Genomic DNA, 19597 nt, shown 5'->3' on the forward strand with positions numbered 1-19597 from the left:
AAAAATATAGGAGTTCAACTAGATAGAACATATACTTTAAAAATATATACTCCAACGGGAGAGATAGAGACAAAAGAGATAAGAACCTCAAGAACATATAATCAACAGGATAAAGGCGAGATAGAGTATTCAGTGAATTGGAGAGAGGATAAAACCACAGGTGAGTACAGAGGAACAGCTGATTTTTACTATGGAGTAACTGAAAATCTAACTTTGAGTAGTGGATTTTCAAGAAACCCCATTGAGGTAGAGGACAAAAATAAAAGTAAAGAACAAGATAAAAAAATATCTGAATATAAATTTGATGATAGATTAAGAGGAGAAGCTATATATACAAATTATATATATAGTTTTCCATATACAGTAAGTTTAAATACTGAAAAAGCTCTATCTGGGTATGAGCAGGGAGATAAAAAGTTAGATGACTTATACACTTTTGGTGGAATGGGAACAATAACTTTAAAGGATTTGAGAGTTGAATATAAAGATAAACATCATGGTCCATATTTTGATGAAAAGAGAGTTCAAAGCTACGATCTAACATATGATATTTTTGATAATGCTGTTGAGTTGGTATCTAATATTGAAACTATAGAAAAATATAGTGGTGAGAAAGAAACAGTTCATGAATATGGATTAAACTTGGCTAAAAGTTTTGGAAATTATTCTGTGATGGGTGAATATACAAGAACAAACGAAAAGCAAAATATATATAGAGGAGATCTATATTATAACGGATTTGAAAAAATATCTGTGAGGCTGAGTGGTGAGTATAAAGAGGCATCAAATAATGAGAAAGATGAGTATGAAGGGAAAGTAGCCGTTAGAAACAAAGGGTGGAATGATAGATTTGATTTTTCTGTGGAAGCCAGATATAAAAATACGGGAGAAAGTGCTTTAGGGCTATCATTCTCAATGAAAATAGATGATTGGTTCGTGATGGACGGAAGTGCTGATAGAGATGGGAACCAAAGATTAGGAGTAGGAATTGATAAAGTTTTCTCATTGAAAAATCCTTTAGAGAAAATAACTGATATCAATAGTTCCAGAGTTAAGGTTAGAACTTTTTTAGATAAAAATAAGAATAATGTTTGGGACGAAGATGAAGAGATTATTCCAGATATGGAAGTTAAAATAGGTGAAAAAATGATAGTGACGAATGAAGAGGGAATAGGATATATCTACGGTCTATCCAATGGAATTCAATACGAAGTAAAGGCGCAGTTAAATAGACCAGAGCACCATCTATCATATTCGGCTATGAAAGTTTTACCTAAATCGGTATCAGAGATAGAGGTTGATATTCCAGTTCAACCATTTGTAACATTAGAGGGGTATATATCTTTGGATGGACTAGACTTAAATGATGAAGATACTGCTGAAATATATAACAATATAATTGTTACAGTGTTAGATGAAAATGGAAAAGAGCTGGAGCATACAATTCCTGAGGACAATGGTGGATTTTATGTGAGCGGGTTGTTCAGCGAAAAATATAAGGTAAAAATACAATACCTAGGTACGGAAAGTGGTATAGAAGAACATATTGAAACAATTGAACTGGCATATGGAATACCAGATAAAAATAGATATGTGTTCAATTTATCGGAAAGATATTCAATGTTAAAAAAGGATGTGACAGTATGGGATTTATATACAAATTAATATTATTATTGCTATTGAGTTCAGCTATTTGTTTAGGAGATGACGTGACACATAGACCAGTTACACTACCAGCATTTCCAAACTTACCACAGCTACCTCCTTTTCCTGATGATATGCCAACCTATACACCGGTGGAGGAGTTGAAACCGACTCTTGAAAATGAAACGGATAGAGGAAGAGTTCTTGAAAAAATAGATACACTGATGCTAAAAGTGGAGACAAATGTTTACGTACCTCTGGAGATAATATCAGATGTAGAGATAGAAGCGACCTTAGTGGATGATCAAGAGGTAACAGTTCCGTTTAATATAGAGACTAATAAAGAGCCAGATAAAAAAGATTATTATAGGTTGAAATTTTCAGAAAATGAAATTGATATAGATCGTGATGGAGTGATAGACACGTATCTTTATACAACAAAATATATAAATTCTAAAATATCAGATGGAAACTTTGTAAATATAAAAGGTGGAGGAATATCGACAGAGGGAACTTTTTATAAAAAGGTATATTTGACAATTGAGGTGGAGTAAAATGAAAATTTTGAGAATTATGTTGTTTTTAATATTTTCTACACTATCTTTAGCTAAAATAGATATAAAAATGGTTGAACCTATGATTTTTAAGCCTTTAAACACAGAGGCTTTAGGGACAAAAGTATTGGCTAAAGGAGTTATAGAGATATCAACAGATAATAAAGATGAAGACTATGGAAAACTTTTAAAGTTTATGTTTCCAAAGGTTGGATTTTTAACAAATAGGAAACAATGGTTAAAAGTTGAAGGTTTTTATATAGAAAAGGATAAGGATGAACATACCGTTTCAAGAGAGAAAGAACATATAAATTTTTATGGAATCATAGATAGAAAAAATATAGGGAAGTGGGACTCAGCACCTGAAGTGATAGAGGGGTACTACGTGGGATATGTTCCTATAAATATAGTTCAATATGGAAAACTTTTAGATAGTATAAAAGCTGAAAATTAAAAATAAAAGGATGTGTAGGGATATCCCTACACATTTTTAATATAGGAGAAAGTGATGAAGGGAAAGATAAAATTTATAATATTTGGAATAGTTCTTATCTATGTAGGATATAAAAAAAATATATTTTATAGACCTGAGATACAGTTATCAAATGACAGCTATGACAGTATTGTTTCAATTAGTAAAAATAGAAAAATATTAAAAAAAGATAAAATATATTTTTATCAAAATAGTGATGAGATAATGGAAGTATCCTATAAAAATGTGAAAAGTCTTTCTGAAAGATATTTGGAAGTCACAGATGAAAATGAAGACAGAAGAGTTTTAGATTTAGAAAAAAATAATTTTGTTTCACTAGAGTTCAGTGAGATTTTAGGTTTAATAGATGAGAAGTATTTATTGGTAGAGGATGATGGAAAACAGTTCTATTACAATCTACTTGAGGAAAAAGAGATTGGGAAGAGATATGAGAGAGTTGGAGTTCTTTCTGAGAATAAGGCAGTGTTTATAAAGGACAATAAAGTGGGATTTATAGATGGAGAGGGAAAAGAGGTAATAAAAAATAGATTTGAAGCGGCAGGAGATTTTGAAAATGGATATGCTGTGGTGATTACTTCCCCATATGGAAGATATAAATATATAGATCAAAATGGAGTAGAATCAGAAAAAGAGTACGATTATATTAAAGCTTTTAAAAAAGATGTTTTACTATTAAGAGATAAAGAGGTAAACATTTTAATAAACAAGGGAAAAGAGATAGAGACAAAAGATAAAATAATCCCATTAAATGATGACTTTTACCTATTTAAAAATCTGGATACAAATATAGGGCAGATTTTTAGTATAAAAAGCAATGGCATTATTAAAAGATTTTCAGGTGAATATGTATGCTTGATAGATGATGAGATGATAATAAGAGAGAAAAATAGCTATTATATTTATAGTTTAGAAACAAAAGAGACAAAAAAAATAAAAAATGATTTTGATGAGTTAGAAATATATAGAAAAGATTATGCTATAGGTAGAAAAAATGAAAAAGCATATATCTATGATGAAAATTATAAAAAAATTTCAAAAGGGTTTGATATTATCTATCCTAAAGCGTGGGACCTATTTATAGTGGGAGAGGAAACAGGATATGGGGTTATAGATGAAAATGCAAAAGAGATATTGCAGGCGAAGTATGATTCAATCCAGTTAATACCAAAATATATAATAGCAGAACTAGATGGAAAAAAAATGATTTTTAATAGTCGTGGAAAAAATATTTTACTTCAGGAGTATGATGAAATCGTATATATAAATGGAGATGTATATGTTCGAGAGAGTAATCATAAATGGCGAACAATAATAGAAAATAAAAAAAGGAGTTAAATTTAGATGAATATAAAAAAAATATTTTTAATATTGGTAACATTTATATGCGTATTTTTTTATGGTAGTAGTAAGGACACTGAGAGTATACATAGTGTTAGTTCAAAACGTCCAGCAGAATTAAATTTGAAAATTACTAAGAAAAAATCAGCGGAAGAGTTGATGCATATTGATAAAGAGAATAAAAAAATATTTTACTTTTTTGGGGATGAAGGACTTATCAAAGGGGACTTTATAAATGTTACAGAGAAGCTTTCAGAACAAGGGTATACATCTAAAACATTTTCTAAAATAAGTGGAAATAAAAACGAGTTAAGATATAGTAATCAGGAAAAAAATGATAATTTAAAATATATGGCTGAAAGAGGAGCTGTAACAAATAGGGTAGTGGTTGGTTATAGAAATGAACCAAAAAATATCTTTATAGAGTTTTATGACAGACTTAAAAATTTAAAAAAGGTAGTAAAAAATAGATATGAAGAGATTGAGATAAAGGAGATCTTTGGAGAGTTTGATACATCAAAAAAGGAGTTTACTATTAACTTTTCTAAAACAGCAACTGAATTGGAAGAAACATCTTCTAAAGATAAAATAGAGATTTTTACTTTTGAAAAAGATGGGAAAACACAAAATTTAGATTTTACAGTGGAACAGTCAAAAGGGAGTGAAAAGGGTAGTATTAAAGTAAAAACAATTACAGATTTAGAAAATGTATATCTTGCTCATTTTGACAATCAGAATAGATTAAAAAATATGTATTTACTAAAAGAGAGTCCAAAAGATGGGAAAAATTTAGCTACTAAAAGTTCATATTTTACGTGGAGTAAACCCGTTATAGATATTACACAATGGGATAGAAAAACTAAAAAAATATCAAAAATGAAAACAAATATGGATATAGTATATGGAACAGAAATAATTTCAAATGGTGTAATACTTCCTTATGTAGATATAAAAATGGGAACATTAACTATTCCAGATGAAGTGGTAACTCCAAAGGTTGCTATAGAAAATCCAAATGAGTTGAATTATGCTGGACAGGTGTTACTAGCAAATGAACAGAATAAAAACATAGTGGGAAGAATCTATTTAAAAAGTGAAAGTCTATCGCCTAAAACGCCAGTGAAAGGATTGGATTATCAAGAGATTTTAGATTCAACATCTGTTATAGAGTACAGTGATGAGGAAGTTAAAAATGCAGATATATATTTGAGACTATATGATCTTCCAGAAACAGAGGAGAGTCTTTTTATTGCAGGAAACCTAAAGTATATAAAAGGAGAAAATTCAAGAAATATAATAGAGATATTTGATGAGAATAATGTAATTATACAAAAAGAAGCACTTCCAGAAATAGAGATTTTAGATATTCGTGACAATATAAAAGAGAGTATTAAAATAGTTAAAAAAAATATCAATATAAGTGAAGAGTTAGGGATTAACATTGGAGATGATATCCAGTGGACTAGAAGAATGAAATATGTGGATATAAAGTTAGCAGAAATCAATATAACTGGTTTTGAAAATAAGACTACAAAAATAAAAAATCCGTATATTGAGATATCAACATCAAATTCAAAAAGTGGTAAACTTTTGGAATCTTCAGGAAACATATATGGACTTGAAAGATATTATTTAAGATTAAAGAATGGGACCGTTGAGAGTAATGATATTATAATTCAAGATGAAGAGATTTTGGGATATTCAAAGATAGGAACTAGAATGAATGAAAATCATATAACTGATATCTCAGCAGATGTAGTTGTAAGGATGAGTAAGGAGGAATATGAAAACTTTATATTAACTAGTGAAAATGTAGTGGAGTTAAAAAATGAAGAGAGTACTCCAGCTGTATTAAAAATAATATATAATGAGGATTATCCAGAACAGGCATTGGAAATACCATATAACACATTTAAACTTATAAAGAGTGAAAGTGAGAGAAAAAACAATGATGTGAAAATTGATGCACTTATCTTCTTTGATGATATAAATGAAAATGTTTTTAATCTTATATTTGATCCAGCAAAAAATAATAGTGGAAATATTTCAATAAGAGGGAACTCGGAGTCAATAAATTCAGCAAATACAGAGCTTATAGGGAACTCAGTATTCGATATGAACAAGGGAATAATCTCAAGAACATATAAGTCTGATGACACAATAGAGGTTTTGAATGTAAGAGGGATAACTGCTATAGCGACGACAGAAGCGGATTTTTCTAAAGATGGATACAAAAGTGTAACTTTTAATGCAAGAGGAAAGAGTTTTGAATTAAAGTTTTGGAACAATACAGATAAAGTGGAACTATCAGTAGTAAAATCATCATTATCTCAAGAGGGAGAGATCTATGGAGAGTTCCTTTTAAAAGATACAGATGGGGATATACACAATAAAGTTACACTAAATCTTTATTCAGGAATAGAAAAACCGGGATTAGTTAGTGATAATTTAAGAATATGGAGAGAGTACGTAACATCTACAGAGTGGGGAACAGAGGTTGAAGTAGTAAATACAACAACTGGATCAGGAACTGTACCGAATCTAAGAGATGAAGGTGGACTTAGCTCTTTAACAAAACCTTTTGTGAGTTATAGTGGGGATAGTGTATTTCTTGAACCTATAAAAGGGGTTGGAGAGCAAGGGATAGGAAGTAAAGCGCTAGTTATGTCTGCATTTAAATATAAAGAGAATTTTGGAACAATCTCTAACAATAGACTTGAATTTGAACCTTCAGGAAAAGGAAATGCTAAATTAGAATTGACATTGACAAGAGATTTTATTGAAAGTTATTTTCCTGTGGGGAAACCAAGCTTGACTTTTAGGACATTTGAAGTGGCGGAGATAGTGTATGGAAGGGGAAAAAGAAGAGTTCCTGTTTCAGCGAAACTTCAATTGAGAAATTATGGAAGCGCAACAAGCAGTTATCCCATAAGAGAGATAAGTAATCATACAGAAAGTAGGTACTATCAGAATGGATTGTATAGTAAAATTGGTACAGTTGCAATAGAGGATATAACTATACCGGGACAGGAGAGAGAGATAGCAGAGATTACACCTTCTACAGTGGGAAGCGGAACTGCTGGAATAGTACCAAGCTTAACTACTACTAAGAACTTTAGAGGAAAAAATATAGAGGTGAAAATTCGTATAACTTATCCAACTACTGGAAATCTAAATAATGCGGGAGTAGAATTAAATGATGTTTTATTGACTAAAACACCGGAGTTATTTGGTATTTTTACTATGAGAGGTGGTAGTGAACAGATAAAAGAGCATGAGATATGGATACCTAAATATTCTCCTAGTGAAGAGATACAATCTTTAACATCAAGTTTACACAATAGTAAAAGTGGAGCAAAGCAATATGAAAAAGACTTGAAAGTGGAGAAGTATGATACGTTTGATAAGGATTCAACTTTAGAGGTTATAAAACCTTTAGGTTTTATAAAAATATTGGGAAAAGATAAAACTAGAGCGGATATAATAAGAAGAAATAGTTCAACACTTAATTTTGCTAAGTTGCCAGATAGAGTAAAGTTACAATCGATAAGTGGTGAAGAGGCTGAAGTGGATGGGTTTTTAAGTTTTTCAAATAGTTCACTGATAAGAGAGGTAGAACAGATAGAAAATGTGGATCAAGAGTTGACAGTTTATCTTATTATAACTTCTGAAAATGCAAAAAAAATAAATCATGGAATCAAGTATAGAGTTATAGGGGAGTATGAAGCTGGAAGAGTTGATCAAAATGAAGTCAATGGTAGTAATTTACTTTATTATGGATTAAAAACTGATAATGAGGAAGATTTAGGACTGAATGAATATATATATGAGCCTGTTTTCAAACTTGATTTAAATGCTTCGATAATACAGTCAAGTGCTGTAGTTTTAAATCTAGATAATTATTCTAAAAAACCACTGCTAAAAGCGAATGAACTTTCTAAAAATATAAGAATATATAAATCATTTGGGAAGTATTCAACAGATGTAAAAAATCCTATAAATTATATGGATATAGAGATTCAAGGAAAGTTGACACCATATGATAATGAGAAAACTGAATTTAAAAATAGAAACCATATTTTAAAAGTTACAGAAAAAGAAACGGGAAAAATTTTTACTGGTATAATAACACCTCAAGGAGGTAAAGTAGAAATAGATGGTGAGTTTTTGAAATTCACATTACAATATTCAGATGATCCAGCAATTAAAAATGGATTTAGTGAAGCTATTTCATTAGAGGTTCTAAATATAGGTATAAATGAGTATAAGTATACAAAAGGAAGTTCTAGATATATATTGGAACATCTAGATCCAAATGACATCAATAAAGTTTTAATATCAGATGAAATATTAATTAAAGTTCCAGAGTTTGAACCTAAGAATTGGTATTATAATAATACTAATTTAAATCCATTAGAAAATAATTCTTTGGCAAAATTCAAATTGTCGAAAGGACAAGAGTTAATCTTTGAGCTGGGAGAGGTTGGAATGATTCCAGAAAGAGATATAGATATAACAAGGAACGAGGACGATAAAGAAGGAGTTAGGATTGAATACGATAAAAATATAACTTTGGAACAACTGGATGACCCGAGTATAAAAATCAGTGGAACTATTTTATTAATAGATTCAAATGGAAATATTTTACCAGATTCATCCATAATCAATGAGTCGCAGATTTTAGCGATATCAATAAATAAGCTACAAGCTGGATATGATAGTAATGCTGTCTATGTTATTAAAGATTTAGCTTTAGAAAAATCTGAATCCATTGTAAATAAACCTATAAGAATAGGAAGAAAGGGACAATGGCAAGGATTAGTAAAATCAATTGCTATTGAATCAAGTGCGGATAAAGTTTTTGGACAATTTTTTAAATGGAACTCCTCATTTGTGGATATTACCGAGTGGAATGGAAAAAGATTTAAAAAAGTAAAAAATACTACAAACTTTGAAGTAGGAACAGAAAATTTCTTAGGAAAAGAATTTCCTTATATAGATATAAATATCGGTGATATAAAGATCCCAGTAGCAGACCCTAAGCAAGTGGGAGATTCCTTTAGATTAAAAAGTATATCTGATGAAAATACAAGAGGAAAAGTTCTTCTTAAAAATAAAAATGGTGACTATATAGAGGGAAGATTATATTTTAAAAGTGATTTAGATATTTTAAAAGTACCTGTAATGGGAAAAAATAATAGTCCTATAGATGGAGGAACAGCTGAGGTTATGTTTAAAGGATTAAAAGAGAAAACAGCCACAGTTCATTTAAGAATCTATGACAGCGAGATGGAAAATGCAAGTCTATTTGTAGAGGGAGCTACTGAATATATTAACAATAGAATTTCTGACAATACAATTGAGATACTATCTGAGGGAAAAGTGTTATATAGTGACAATACAATGCCAGAGGTAGAGTTTGTAGATACAAGAGATTCATTGAAAGAAAATGCTTTTGTAGAGAAACGAATTTTAGATTTTACTTATACTGCTGGAACAAATGCTGGAGATGATATTCAATGGACTCTTGCCAATAGATTCGTAGATGTAAGACTTATGGGAATAACAATTGATAACTTTGATGACAAAGTGGAAAAATTCAAAGACCCATATATTGAAATAGATACAGTGAATAGTCAATCGCCTACATATCTGCAAGTGAATGAAGAGATAGTAAATCCATATAGATACTTCATAAAGCTTCACACAGGAAAAGGTGAAGTGGATGATGAAGTGACAGAAGGAAACTATATCATGGGATATAAAAAAATCTCTACAAATATAGAGAATGGAAAAATCAATAATTTAAAAGGGGATATAGTTGTAAGACTTCTTTCTGAGGATTATGCGAGAATAAAAGATACTGGGGAAAAGAGCTTAAGCTTTAGAAACAGTGATGGAACAGTACCGAAAGCCAAGTTAGTTTTAAACTCAGATCATGTGGATAAGGGAATAGAGATTGATTTAGGTGAATATAATATTCTGACAACAGAAGAGGATAAGTTAGATAAAGTAATAGATTTAAAAGTATTGTTAATTTCTAAAGAATTAAAGGCAACTAAATCAAATTTGGTATTTGATTTAAAGAATAACTCTAAAGGCGATATAGAGATTAGAGGAAATGAACAAGATATTGAAAGTAGATTAGGAAAAATCGAAGGTTTTTCTGTGTTTGATATGAGTGGAGAAGGAGTGGCTCAAGTTTACGACAAAACAGATACTTTATCAATAGAATTAGAAACTGGAGACACTATTTTAGGAGATACTGGTGCAAAGTTTGAAATAGATGGGTATAAGGGAGTCAAATTTAGACAAAGAATAACAAATATAGAATATGAAATAAGATTTTGGAATAATACGAAAAAAATTGAAATAGTAGTGGATAAAGCATCATATAGTGGCGGTCAAGAAGAGACAAGAGGAAATATAGAAGTTTTAGGAGAAAATGGCAGAAGTAAATTAAAATTAAAATTAGTTTTGAATTCAACTCTAATAGATACTTCAGAAGTATATATGGTAGCGTATGGAAGTCATTCGACGACAACAGGAGCATACTTTCTAATAAATGAATCATTTAGTTACTCAGATGAATGGAATACAGAAGTAGTTCAGGCAGTTGAAGGAAAATATGCTAATTCAGGAAATAGTACAGTAGGAGTGGACATAAGGGTAGATAAGCTACTTCCAACATATAGTGGAGATAATGTATATGTTCAGATAAGAGATAGAATTCCAGAAAATAATTTATCGAGTAATAATTTTTTCTTAGAAAGACCAGTAACCGAAATAACTGGTGATATTAGAGATGGGAAGTTATATTTGAATAGTTTAGGAAGAGGAAGAGCTAGAATAGCTGGAGTTTTAACAAGAGAAAACTTTGAAAATATCTGGAGAGGACCAGAGGACCCATTGTTACAAAAACAATATATTTATGAAATGGTATTCGGAAATGGAAAGAGAAGGATTCCACAATATCTATATTTTGAATCGGCAAAAGGAAGTTCGACAGCCTATCTAGAATTAGAATCAAAAATAATTGATACAGAACAAAAATTTCAAATAGGAAGTTATTATCAAAAAAATCAAACAGCACAAATAAAAGATGAAGATGAAAATATTTATTTATCGCTTCAACCAAATGAAGGGGAACGGGAGTATCCAGGATTAATTCCTAAAGAATTTAGAGGAAAAAATATAAATGTTAGATTTGGAGTATATCCAGCAGTTTCAGGAAATGTAACTAATTTGATAAATATGTCATTGAATGAAATTGTTCTAAGCAAAACTGAAGAATTATTTGGTATATTCCGAGTTGTTAGAACAGATTCTGGAGCTCAAGAAAGGAATATTCATACAATAATTATGCCAAAATATAATCCAATAGATGAGGCATATTCAACGCTATCCTCTCTTGAAACAACAACAGATGGAAAAGGGAAACTGCTTAATCAAAAGTTGGAGATACTAAGAGATAAATTGGATGATGCGACAACAACAATAGGAATAGTTAAAAAGTTGGGAAATGTTAGTTTACTGGGAAGAGACAGTGTAAGAGGTAGTATGCTGAAGAGAAATAGTACAACATTAAATATAATGAAACTTCCAGATAAAATAGCTCTTCAAAAGATAGAAAATGGTGAAGTAAAAGAGAGCTTAGATGCAAGTTTAAGTTTTTCATCAATAGGTATAGAAAAGGAGTTCACACAGGTAGAAAATGTGGATCAAGAGAAAAATATATACCTTCATATAGAAAAGGTAGAGGCGGAGAGATTGGAGCCGGGAGCAGTCTATTCGATATACGCTGAGTATAATGAGGGAAGAATCTCTGAGAAAAAAGTGACAGGAAAAAATATAGCTTATTTGGGATTGAGAACAGATAATACAGCTGATTTAGGGCTAGATGAGTATATATATGATCCACTTTTCCAGATTAATATTCAGACAGAGATAGCACAAGACACTTCGGTAAAATTAGTAATGAGTGAGGATAAACCACTGATAAAGTCAGATGGAAATAGTAACCTAATAAGAGTATATCTGTCAGATGCTAAATATTCCACGGATATCATAAATCCAGAAAGCTATAGTAGTTTAACTATGGGAGGATTATTGACACCGTATGAATACAATAGAGTTGAATATGGGAATTCACATGACATGGTTATTAGATTGGAAGGAAGTTTAGAGAGCATAAGAATTCCACTGAGTAAAACTTCAGGTGGACAAGGTGTACTAAAAACATTGGTAGGAGATATCTATATTGGATACTTAAATAATCCTGGTCTACAAAGTGGAACAGTGGCAGCAAGTCCATTGGAAGTATTAACTATTGGAATGAAAGAGTATAATTTAAGAGGTGGAAGCTTTAAGGTTAATATAGAGCATATAGATCCAACTAATGGTCAAAATATATTAGAATCTGAGGCATTGACAATAACTGTTCCAAATTTTTTACCTAAAAAATGGTACTATAATGCTACGGATAGCTCTAAACTATTATCAGATACAAAATCATTTGTAAGATTTACAAGTAAAGATAGGTTAATCTATCCTCTTGGAAATGTAAGTTTATACCCTGATAGAGATACTGAAATAACTAAGGGAGCAGATGACTCTTATGGAGTAAGAATAGAGTATGATTCAGAGATAGTTTTACTACCAAAGGATGGTTTAGGTAGTTCAATAAAAGGGCAGATAGTAAAAATAGATAAAAATGGGGATGTTATTTCAGATAGTGAAATTTATGGTGTACCAACTCAATTGGCAATAGTGGTTGATACAAAACAATCTGGCTATGACTTTAAGGCAACTTATATCTATGATAAGGGAAGCTTGGATGAAATCTCAAACGAAAAGTTAAATAAACCTATTAGAATAGGAAGAGAGGGTTATTGGGAAGGATTAGTAAAAAGTATAGAATTAGATCCTAATGTTAAATTGAGATGGAACTCCTCTTTAGTTGATATAACAGATTGGAGAAGAAAAAAGTTAACTAGAAATGTAGATAACAAAGAGTTTTTCTATGGAGAAGAGATATTTTTAGGGAAGACTATTCCATATATTGATATTAAAGTGGGAGAAGTGGATGCAACTAATAGTAAAATAATTGAAGGAGTAAAATTAAAAAGTACTGATGGAAATCTTTTATTAAAAAATAAAAATGGGGATCTATTAGAAGGAAGAATCTATTTAAAAGCTGAAAGTAGTGCTGTAACGGATCCAGTAAAAGATAAAAATAACAATATGATTATAGATACATCAAAAAGTAGTATATTTTGTGATGAAAATAGAAAAATAGCCACAGTTCATTTGAGAATCTATGACAGTGATAAGGAAAGTGCAAGTCTATTCGTAGAGGGAGTTACTGAGTATATAAACAATAGAATTTCTGACAATACAATTGAGATACTATCTGAGGGAAAAGTGTTATATAGTGACAATACAATGCCAGAGGTATACAAGAGATTCATTGAAAGAAAATGCTTATGTGGAGAAACGAATTTTAGATTTTACTTATACTGCTGGAACAAATGCTGGAGATGATATTCAATGGGCTCTTGCCAATAGATTCGTAGATGTAAGACTTATGGGAATAACAATTGATAACTTTGATGACAAAGTGGAAAAATTCAAAGATCCATATATTGAGATAGATACAGAGAATAGTCAATCGCCTACATATCTGCAAGTGAATGAAGAGATAGTAAATCCATATAGATATTTCATAAAGCTTCATACAGGAAAAGGTGAAGTGGATGATGAAGTGACAGAAGGAAACTATATCATGGGATATAAAAAAATCTCTACAAACATAGAGCATGGAAAAATCAATAATTTAAAAGGGGATATAGTTGTAAGACTTCTTTCTGAGGATTATGCGAGAATAAAAGATACTGGAGAAAAGAGCTTAAGATTTAGAAATAGCGACGGAACAGTACCGAAAGCCAAGTTAGTTTTAAACTCGGATCATATGGATAAGGGAATAGAGATTGATTTAGGTGAGTATAATATTCTGACAACAGAAGAGGAGAAGGCAAATAAGATAGTAGATTTAAAAATGTTATTGTCTATGAAAGAGCTTAAGGAAACTACGGTAAATCTAGTTTTTGACTATGACAAAAATAAAACAGGAAATATAAGTTTAAGAGCCAATGAGAAATCTATCAATGATATTCTGCCAGAGATTTCAGGAGTATCGGTGTTTGATATGTCTGGAGAGCTATTACCACAGTCTTATAACAATACAGATCAGATAGCTTTTTCATCGATGGTAGATGCTACAGATATAAAGGATAGTGGAGCGAAGTTTGAGATAGATGGATATAAAGCTTTATCCTTTACGCAGAGTTCAACAAATATAAAATATGAAGTTAGATTTTGGAACAATACTAAAAAAGTTGAAATTTTTACAGATAAATCAGCATACAATGGCTCTAGCATAGGAGAGGTTAGAGGAACTATTGAAGTTAAGGACGCCATGAACAACTCCAAGGTAAAGTTAAATTTAGTATTAAGTGTGAGTAGTATAAGTAATAATGGGGAAGCTGTTTATGTACTGAGATCGGGAGTATCTCAAGGAAGTGGAGCGACAGCTGGTTCTGGGTCAGTTATTTTATTTGATGGGAGTTATTCTGATTTTGAATATTCGTCTGAATGGAATACGGAGATAATAAAATCTACAGATGCTAATTTGGCTGAGCCACTTGATATAGCGATTGCGAACTACAGAACATATACGGGAGATATTATAACAGTAGGAGGAAATGATGAGATACAACAAGATGGATTATCAAAGGAGAATCTTGTTTTAAAAACATCAACAACTCTTCCGTATGGAAGAGTTGAAGCGGGAAAACTTATTCTAGATAGTGATGGAAATGGTAGAGCAAAGATTGGAATGGTTTTGACAAGAGAGCAACTGAACAATATTTGGCGAGATTCTGAAGATATTTCTACAAAAAAGATACCTGCTGTTCTTCAAATAACTTATGGAAATGGAAAAAGAAAACTTAAACAGTGGATTCAAGGTAGATATTATGGAGCTGGTGGAGTAAATGATGGATATGTGGAGATAGAATCAGATATTTTAGATAGTAATCAAACATTTAAAATGGGATCATATTTTTTAACTTCAGCTACGGAGATTCCAAAAGTTCAAGATGAAAATGATGTATTGTATCTAGATCTGCCATTTCCAACAGATGTAGGGAATTATCCGGGCTTAACTACAAGAAACTTTAGGGATAAAGAGATAGGAGTAAGGTTTACTGTAACTGGAGGACAGAATACGAAGACTTTATCAATGTTGATAAATGATATAGTTTTAACAAAGGATAGAGAGGATTTTGGAACATTTAGAATAGTGAGACCAAGTACGGGAGGGCGTGAGAGATATATTCACAGAATAATATCTCCAAAGTATAGCCCGATAGGAGAGGTATATTCAGCGCTATCATCTCTTGAAACAACAACAGATGGAAAAGGAAAACTGCTTAATCAAAAGTTGGAGATACTAAGAGATAAACTGGATGATGCGACAACAACGATAGGAATAGTTAAAAAGTTGGGAAATATTAATTTACTAGGAAGAGATAGTATGAGAGGTAGCATAATGAAGCGAAATAGTACAACGCTGAATACAATGAAACTTCCAGATAGAGTAGTTCTTCAAAAGATAGAAAATGGCGAGGTAAAAGAGAACCTAGATGCAAGTTTAAGTTTTTCGTCAATAGGAATAGAAAAGGAGTTCACACAGATAGAAAATGTGGATCAGGAGAAAAACATCTACCTTCATATAGAAAAGGTAGAGGCGGAGAGATTGGAGCCAGGAGCAGTCTATTCGATATATGCTGAGTATAATGAGGGAAGAATCTCTGAGAAAAAAGTGACAGGAAAAAATATAGCTTATTTGGGATTAAGAACGGATAATACAGCTGATTTAGGACTAGATGAGTATATCTATGATCCACTTTTCCAGATTAATATACAGACAGAGATAGCGCAAGATACTTCTGTAAAATTGGCAATGAGTGAAGATAAACCACTGATAAAATCAGATGGAAATAGTAACCTAATGAGAGTATATCTATCAGATGCTAAATATTCCACAGATATCGTGAATCCAGAAAGCTATAGTAGTTTAACTATGAGAGGAGTATTGACACCATATGAGTATAATAAACCAGAGTATGGAGATACACACAATATGGTTGTAACAGATGTTACTTCTGGAAATAAAACTACAATTTCGGTGAGTAAAACACTAGGTGGGCAAGGCATATTAAAAACAGTGGCAGGAGATATTTTTATTGGGTATTTAAATAATCCTGATTTACAAAATGGTACGGTGGCAGCAAGTCCACTGGAGGTATTAACTATCGGAATGAAAGAGTACAGTTTAAGAGATGGAAATTTAGAGATTGAGATAGAGCATATGGATCCAATTAATCCTGGTGTTAAATTAGAAACAGAAAAATTTTCACTGAGCATACCAAGATTTTTACCAAAAAGATGGTATTATAACACAGAGGATTATTTGAAAGTTGAAGAGGAAGCAACGGGAAGTGTGAGGTATACAAATGGGAACAATTTGATATATCCTTTAGGAAATGTAGCGTTATATGCAGATAGAGATCTAGAGTTGACTAAGAGTGTGAGTGATCCTCTTGGAGTACGAATAGAGTATGATGAAGAGATAGAATTTGTAAATAAAAATAACCCATCTAATAAAATAATAGGAAAAATAGCTAGAATAGATAGTATGGGAAATATATTAGCAAAAGAAACCATTTATACAGCTACAACGAAATTAGCAGTAGTAATTGATAGTTCACAAAATGGTTTCCTAACAGAGTCATCATATATCTATACAGGTGGAAACGTCAACGAGATAAATGCAAATAAAACGGATAAAATAATAAGAGTTGGAAGAGAAGGATATTGGGAAGGTTTAATAAAGAGTATTGAAATTAAAAAAGTTAGTATTGGAGAGCTAATACTTAATTACGATTTTAACTATCCTAGAGGAAAAGAGATAGAATTTGATAACTTGGGTGGTTTAGTTTTAGGATCAGGAGCATATATGACTATAAACGGAGATTTTATAAGCAATATACCGAATAATGGAAAGATGAGTGTATTTAAATATGTGAGTGAGAGCAATTTATATGGAGAAAAATTAGGAGAAATGGATATAGTTGGCGGTGATTTAAAGAGTCCATTAGAAGTAGCGTATAAAAATGGATCGGAAACAACATACTCATTGGTTTTTAATAAGGTCTCTAATGATAAATTGAACGTGACTTTAAACTATTGGCAAGAGGGAATTCAAAATGATAGAATAGTTATGAGAGTTGAAGATAAAAATGGTATAACATCAATCTATAAACTTAATTTGAGAGATTTTGATAATAAATCTGTATTGACAATAGAGTATGATAATAGCCAAATGGGAGCTGGAATACTGCCAGATGAATTGGTGAATAGTTTATATTTTGGTAGCATTTTAAATCCAAACTCGTATAACTACAATGATCAAAGAGGAAAAGTTGAATCGTTAAATAAATTGAAGATAACTTACTATGGAAAAGACTTGAATATTCATGATACAATTGGAAGGGTAGAACTTATAGATAAGGATATTTCATTTAAAGATGAGTTTGATAATGAGATTGTAATAGAGGATACGTCGATTCATAGAGTTTCTAAAAGAGAAGTGGTAGACTCAGAGGGAGATGTGTTGCACGAAGAAGGCTTTAAGCTAAGGGGATACTTTAACCCAAGAACTAATGCAGCAGCGATAGATGGGCGATATAGAGGAACTTTAAGAGTGAATATAGAGATATACTAGAAGCAAGAAAAGGGATGGTTTTTAAACCATCCCTTTAGCATCTATATTCTAATTTTTCCAATCTTTTTTTACTAAATACTATTTGCCATAGAGCTAATTCCTTTGCTCTAAATGCCCCTGCACATGAAAGTAGATAATAGTCCCAAATTCTTTTAAATTTTTCATCATAGTTATCTTTTAATTTATCCCAACTTTTATTGAAATTTTCATACCAGCACATTAGAGTTTTGTCGTAATCTAATCCAAAATCATGCCAATCCTCCATATAAAATATATTTTCTGTAGATTTTCCTATCGCCTGAATTGAAGGTAGACTTCCGTTCGGAAAAATATATTTTTTAATCCAAGGGTCTCCTTGAGGTTTAGTTTTTAATCCCCCAATAGTATGTAACAGAAAAACACCGTCATCTTTCAATAAACTGCTCATTTTTTTCATATAAGTGGAGTAGTTTTGATGACCTACGTGCTCAAACATTCCGATAGAAACAATTCTATCAAATGGCTCTGCTTCAAACTCTCTGTAATCCTTATAAATAAAAGTAACTGGAAGATTTTGACACAACTCCTCTCCCAATTTAATTTGTTCTTTAGATAGAGTCAATCCTGTACAAGTTACACCATATTTTTCAGCTGCATATTTCATAAATGGACCCCAACCACATCCAACATCTAAAACTCTCATTCCCGGTTTTAATCCTATTTTTTTACAGATTAGCTCCAACTTATTCTCTTGTGCTTCTTTTAAATTTTTAGCATCCTTCCAAAAAGCACAACTATAGACCATTCGTTCATCTAACATATTGTAAAATAAATCATTTCCTATGTCATAGTGGTAGGAGATATCTTTTTTAGAGTTAAAAATACTTTGAGGATTCATTACATCTATTAATTTTTCTTTAACAACATTAAAAGCTAATTGTGCGTTGTATTTATCTTCCAAATTTCCCCTGAATATATTGAAAATAAAGTTATCAATAGAATCACATTCCCATTGATTATTAATGTATGTTTCTCCCAATCCAAGAGAACCTTCTAGTAAGACTTTTTTATAAAACTCATCATCTTTTACAGTTATACTATTTTTATCACCAGTATTAATAGAAATATTTGCATTTTTCAATAAATTAATGACAGTTTCTTTTGAATTCATATTAAAATTCCTCCTAAAAAATTTTATGATGTAACGTTTTAATAATTCAAACAATATATATATATTCCTTTAATTTTTTTTATTTTATTAAGGATTTCAAAATAAATTAATGAACAAATTTTAAAGGAAAAGATATTTTAATTTTGAAAAGTAAAGCTGACAATAAGTAATTAGCGGAAAATATTGTAGATTAATAAATGTTAAAATTGAAGGAGGTTTTTCTATGCTACACAGAAAAAAAATTGGAGAAGAAAAAGAAAAGGAGTATACATTTGCTCCAGATAATTCAACAACGCCTTTATTTGGAAGTTATGAATCAGATCATATATTACCAAGGGAAACTATAAATGAAGAATCGGTAAATCCTAGTATAGCATACCGATTGGTGGCAGATGAAATGATGCACGACGGAAATCCAAGATATAATTTATGTACTTTTGTTCAAACCTATATGGAGCCAGAAGCGACTCAAGTTATGGTAGATACTATTGCGACTAATGCGATAGATAAAGCTGAATATCCACAAACAACGGAGGTTGAGAAAAGATGTGTAAACATTATATCCAATC

The 19597-nt window shown here is 31.1% G+C and carries 7 protein-coding genes and 1 pseudogene; 7 read left to right on the plus strand and 1 reads right to left on the minus strand.

What is annotated here, in order from left to right:
- From ACWI69_RS09465 to ACWI69_RS09490, 6 genes are all read left to right on the plus strand, one after another.
- A partial coding sequence (locus tag ACWI69_RS09465) for a hypothetical protein (RefSeq protein ID WP_448821596.1) occupies positions 1 to 1665 on the plus strand: 1665 nt, incomplete at its 5' end.
- Positions 1644 to 2198: a hypothetical protein gene (locus ACWI69_RS09470; RefSeq protein WP_448821597.1), complete on the plus strand. Its 555-nt coding sequence runs from the start codon at positions 1644 to 1646 to the stop codon at positions 2196 to 2198. The genes ACWI69_RS09465 and ACWI69_RS09470, both read left to right, overlap by 22 nt.
- Position 2199: 1 nt before the next feature.
- Entirely contained in the window at positions 2200 to 2652 is a 453-nt protein-coding gene (locus ACWI69_RS09475; RefSeq protein ID WP_448821598.1) for a hypothetical protein, read from the plus strand.
- Between the two features lie 54 nt (positions 2653 to 2706).
- Positions 2707 to 4026: a WG repeat-containing protein gene (locus ACWI69_RS09480; protein ID WP_448821599.1), complete on the plus strand. Its 1320-nt coding sequence runs from the start codon at positions 2707 to 2709 to the stop codon at positions 4024 to 4026.
- Between the two features lie 6 nt (positions 4027 to 4032).
- Entirely contained in the window at positions 4033 to 13572 is a 9540-nt protein-coding gene (locus tag ACWI69_RS09485) for a hypothetical protein (protein WP_448821600.1), read from the plus strand.
- Positions 13463 to 17878, plus strand: a complete 4416-nt coding sequence (locus ACWI69_RS09490; protein ID WP_448821601.1) for a hypothetical protein — start codon at positions 13463 to 13465, stop codon at positions 17876 to 17878. The genes ACWI69_RS09485 and ACWI69_RS09490 overlap by 110 nt, the downstream gene beginning before the upstream one ends.
- 34 nt (positions 17879 to 17912) lie before the next feature.
- Here ACWI69_RS09490 and cfa read toward each other — a convergent pair whose 3' ends face one another.
- A complete protein-coding gene (cfa, locus tag ACWI69_RS09495; protein WP_448821602.1) occupies positions 17913 to 19028 on the minus strand; it encodes a cyclopropane fatty acyl phospholipid synthase in 1116 nt (371 codons plus the stop codon).
- 223 nt (positions 19029 to 19251) lie between these two features.
- Here cfa and ACWI69_RS09500 point away from each other — a divergent pair.
- Positions 19252 to 19597, plus strand: a pseudogene (locus tag ACWI69_RS09500) (hypothetical protein); the annotation flags it as partial.

This window comes from Cetobacterium sp. (assembly GCF_977044495.1).

Bases quoted from the DNA above. Each gene is read 5' to 3' on its own strand.
- ACWI69_RS09470 (WP_448821597.1), top strand. From the start codon at position 1,644: ATGGGATTTATATACAAATTAATATTATTATTGCTATTGAGTTCAGCT.
- ACWI69_RS09475 (WP_448821598.1), top strand. From the start codon at position 2,200: ATGAAAATTTTGAGAATTATGTTGTTTTTAATATTTTCTACACTATCT.
- ACWI69_RS09480 (WP_448821599.1), top strand. From the start codon at position 2,707: ATGAAGGGAAAGATAAAATTTATAATATTTGGAATAGTTCTTATCTAT.
- ACWI69_RS09485 (WP_448821600.1), top strand. From the start codon at position 4,033: ATGAATATAAAAAAAATATTTTTAATATTGGTAACATTTATATGCGTA.
- cfa (WP_448821602.1), bottom strand. From the start codon at position 19,028: ATGAATTCAAAAGAAACTGTCATTAATTTATTGAAAAATGCAAATATT.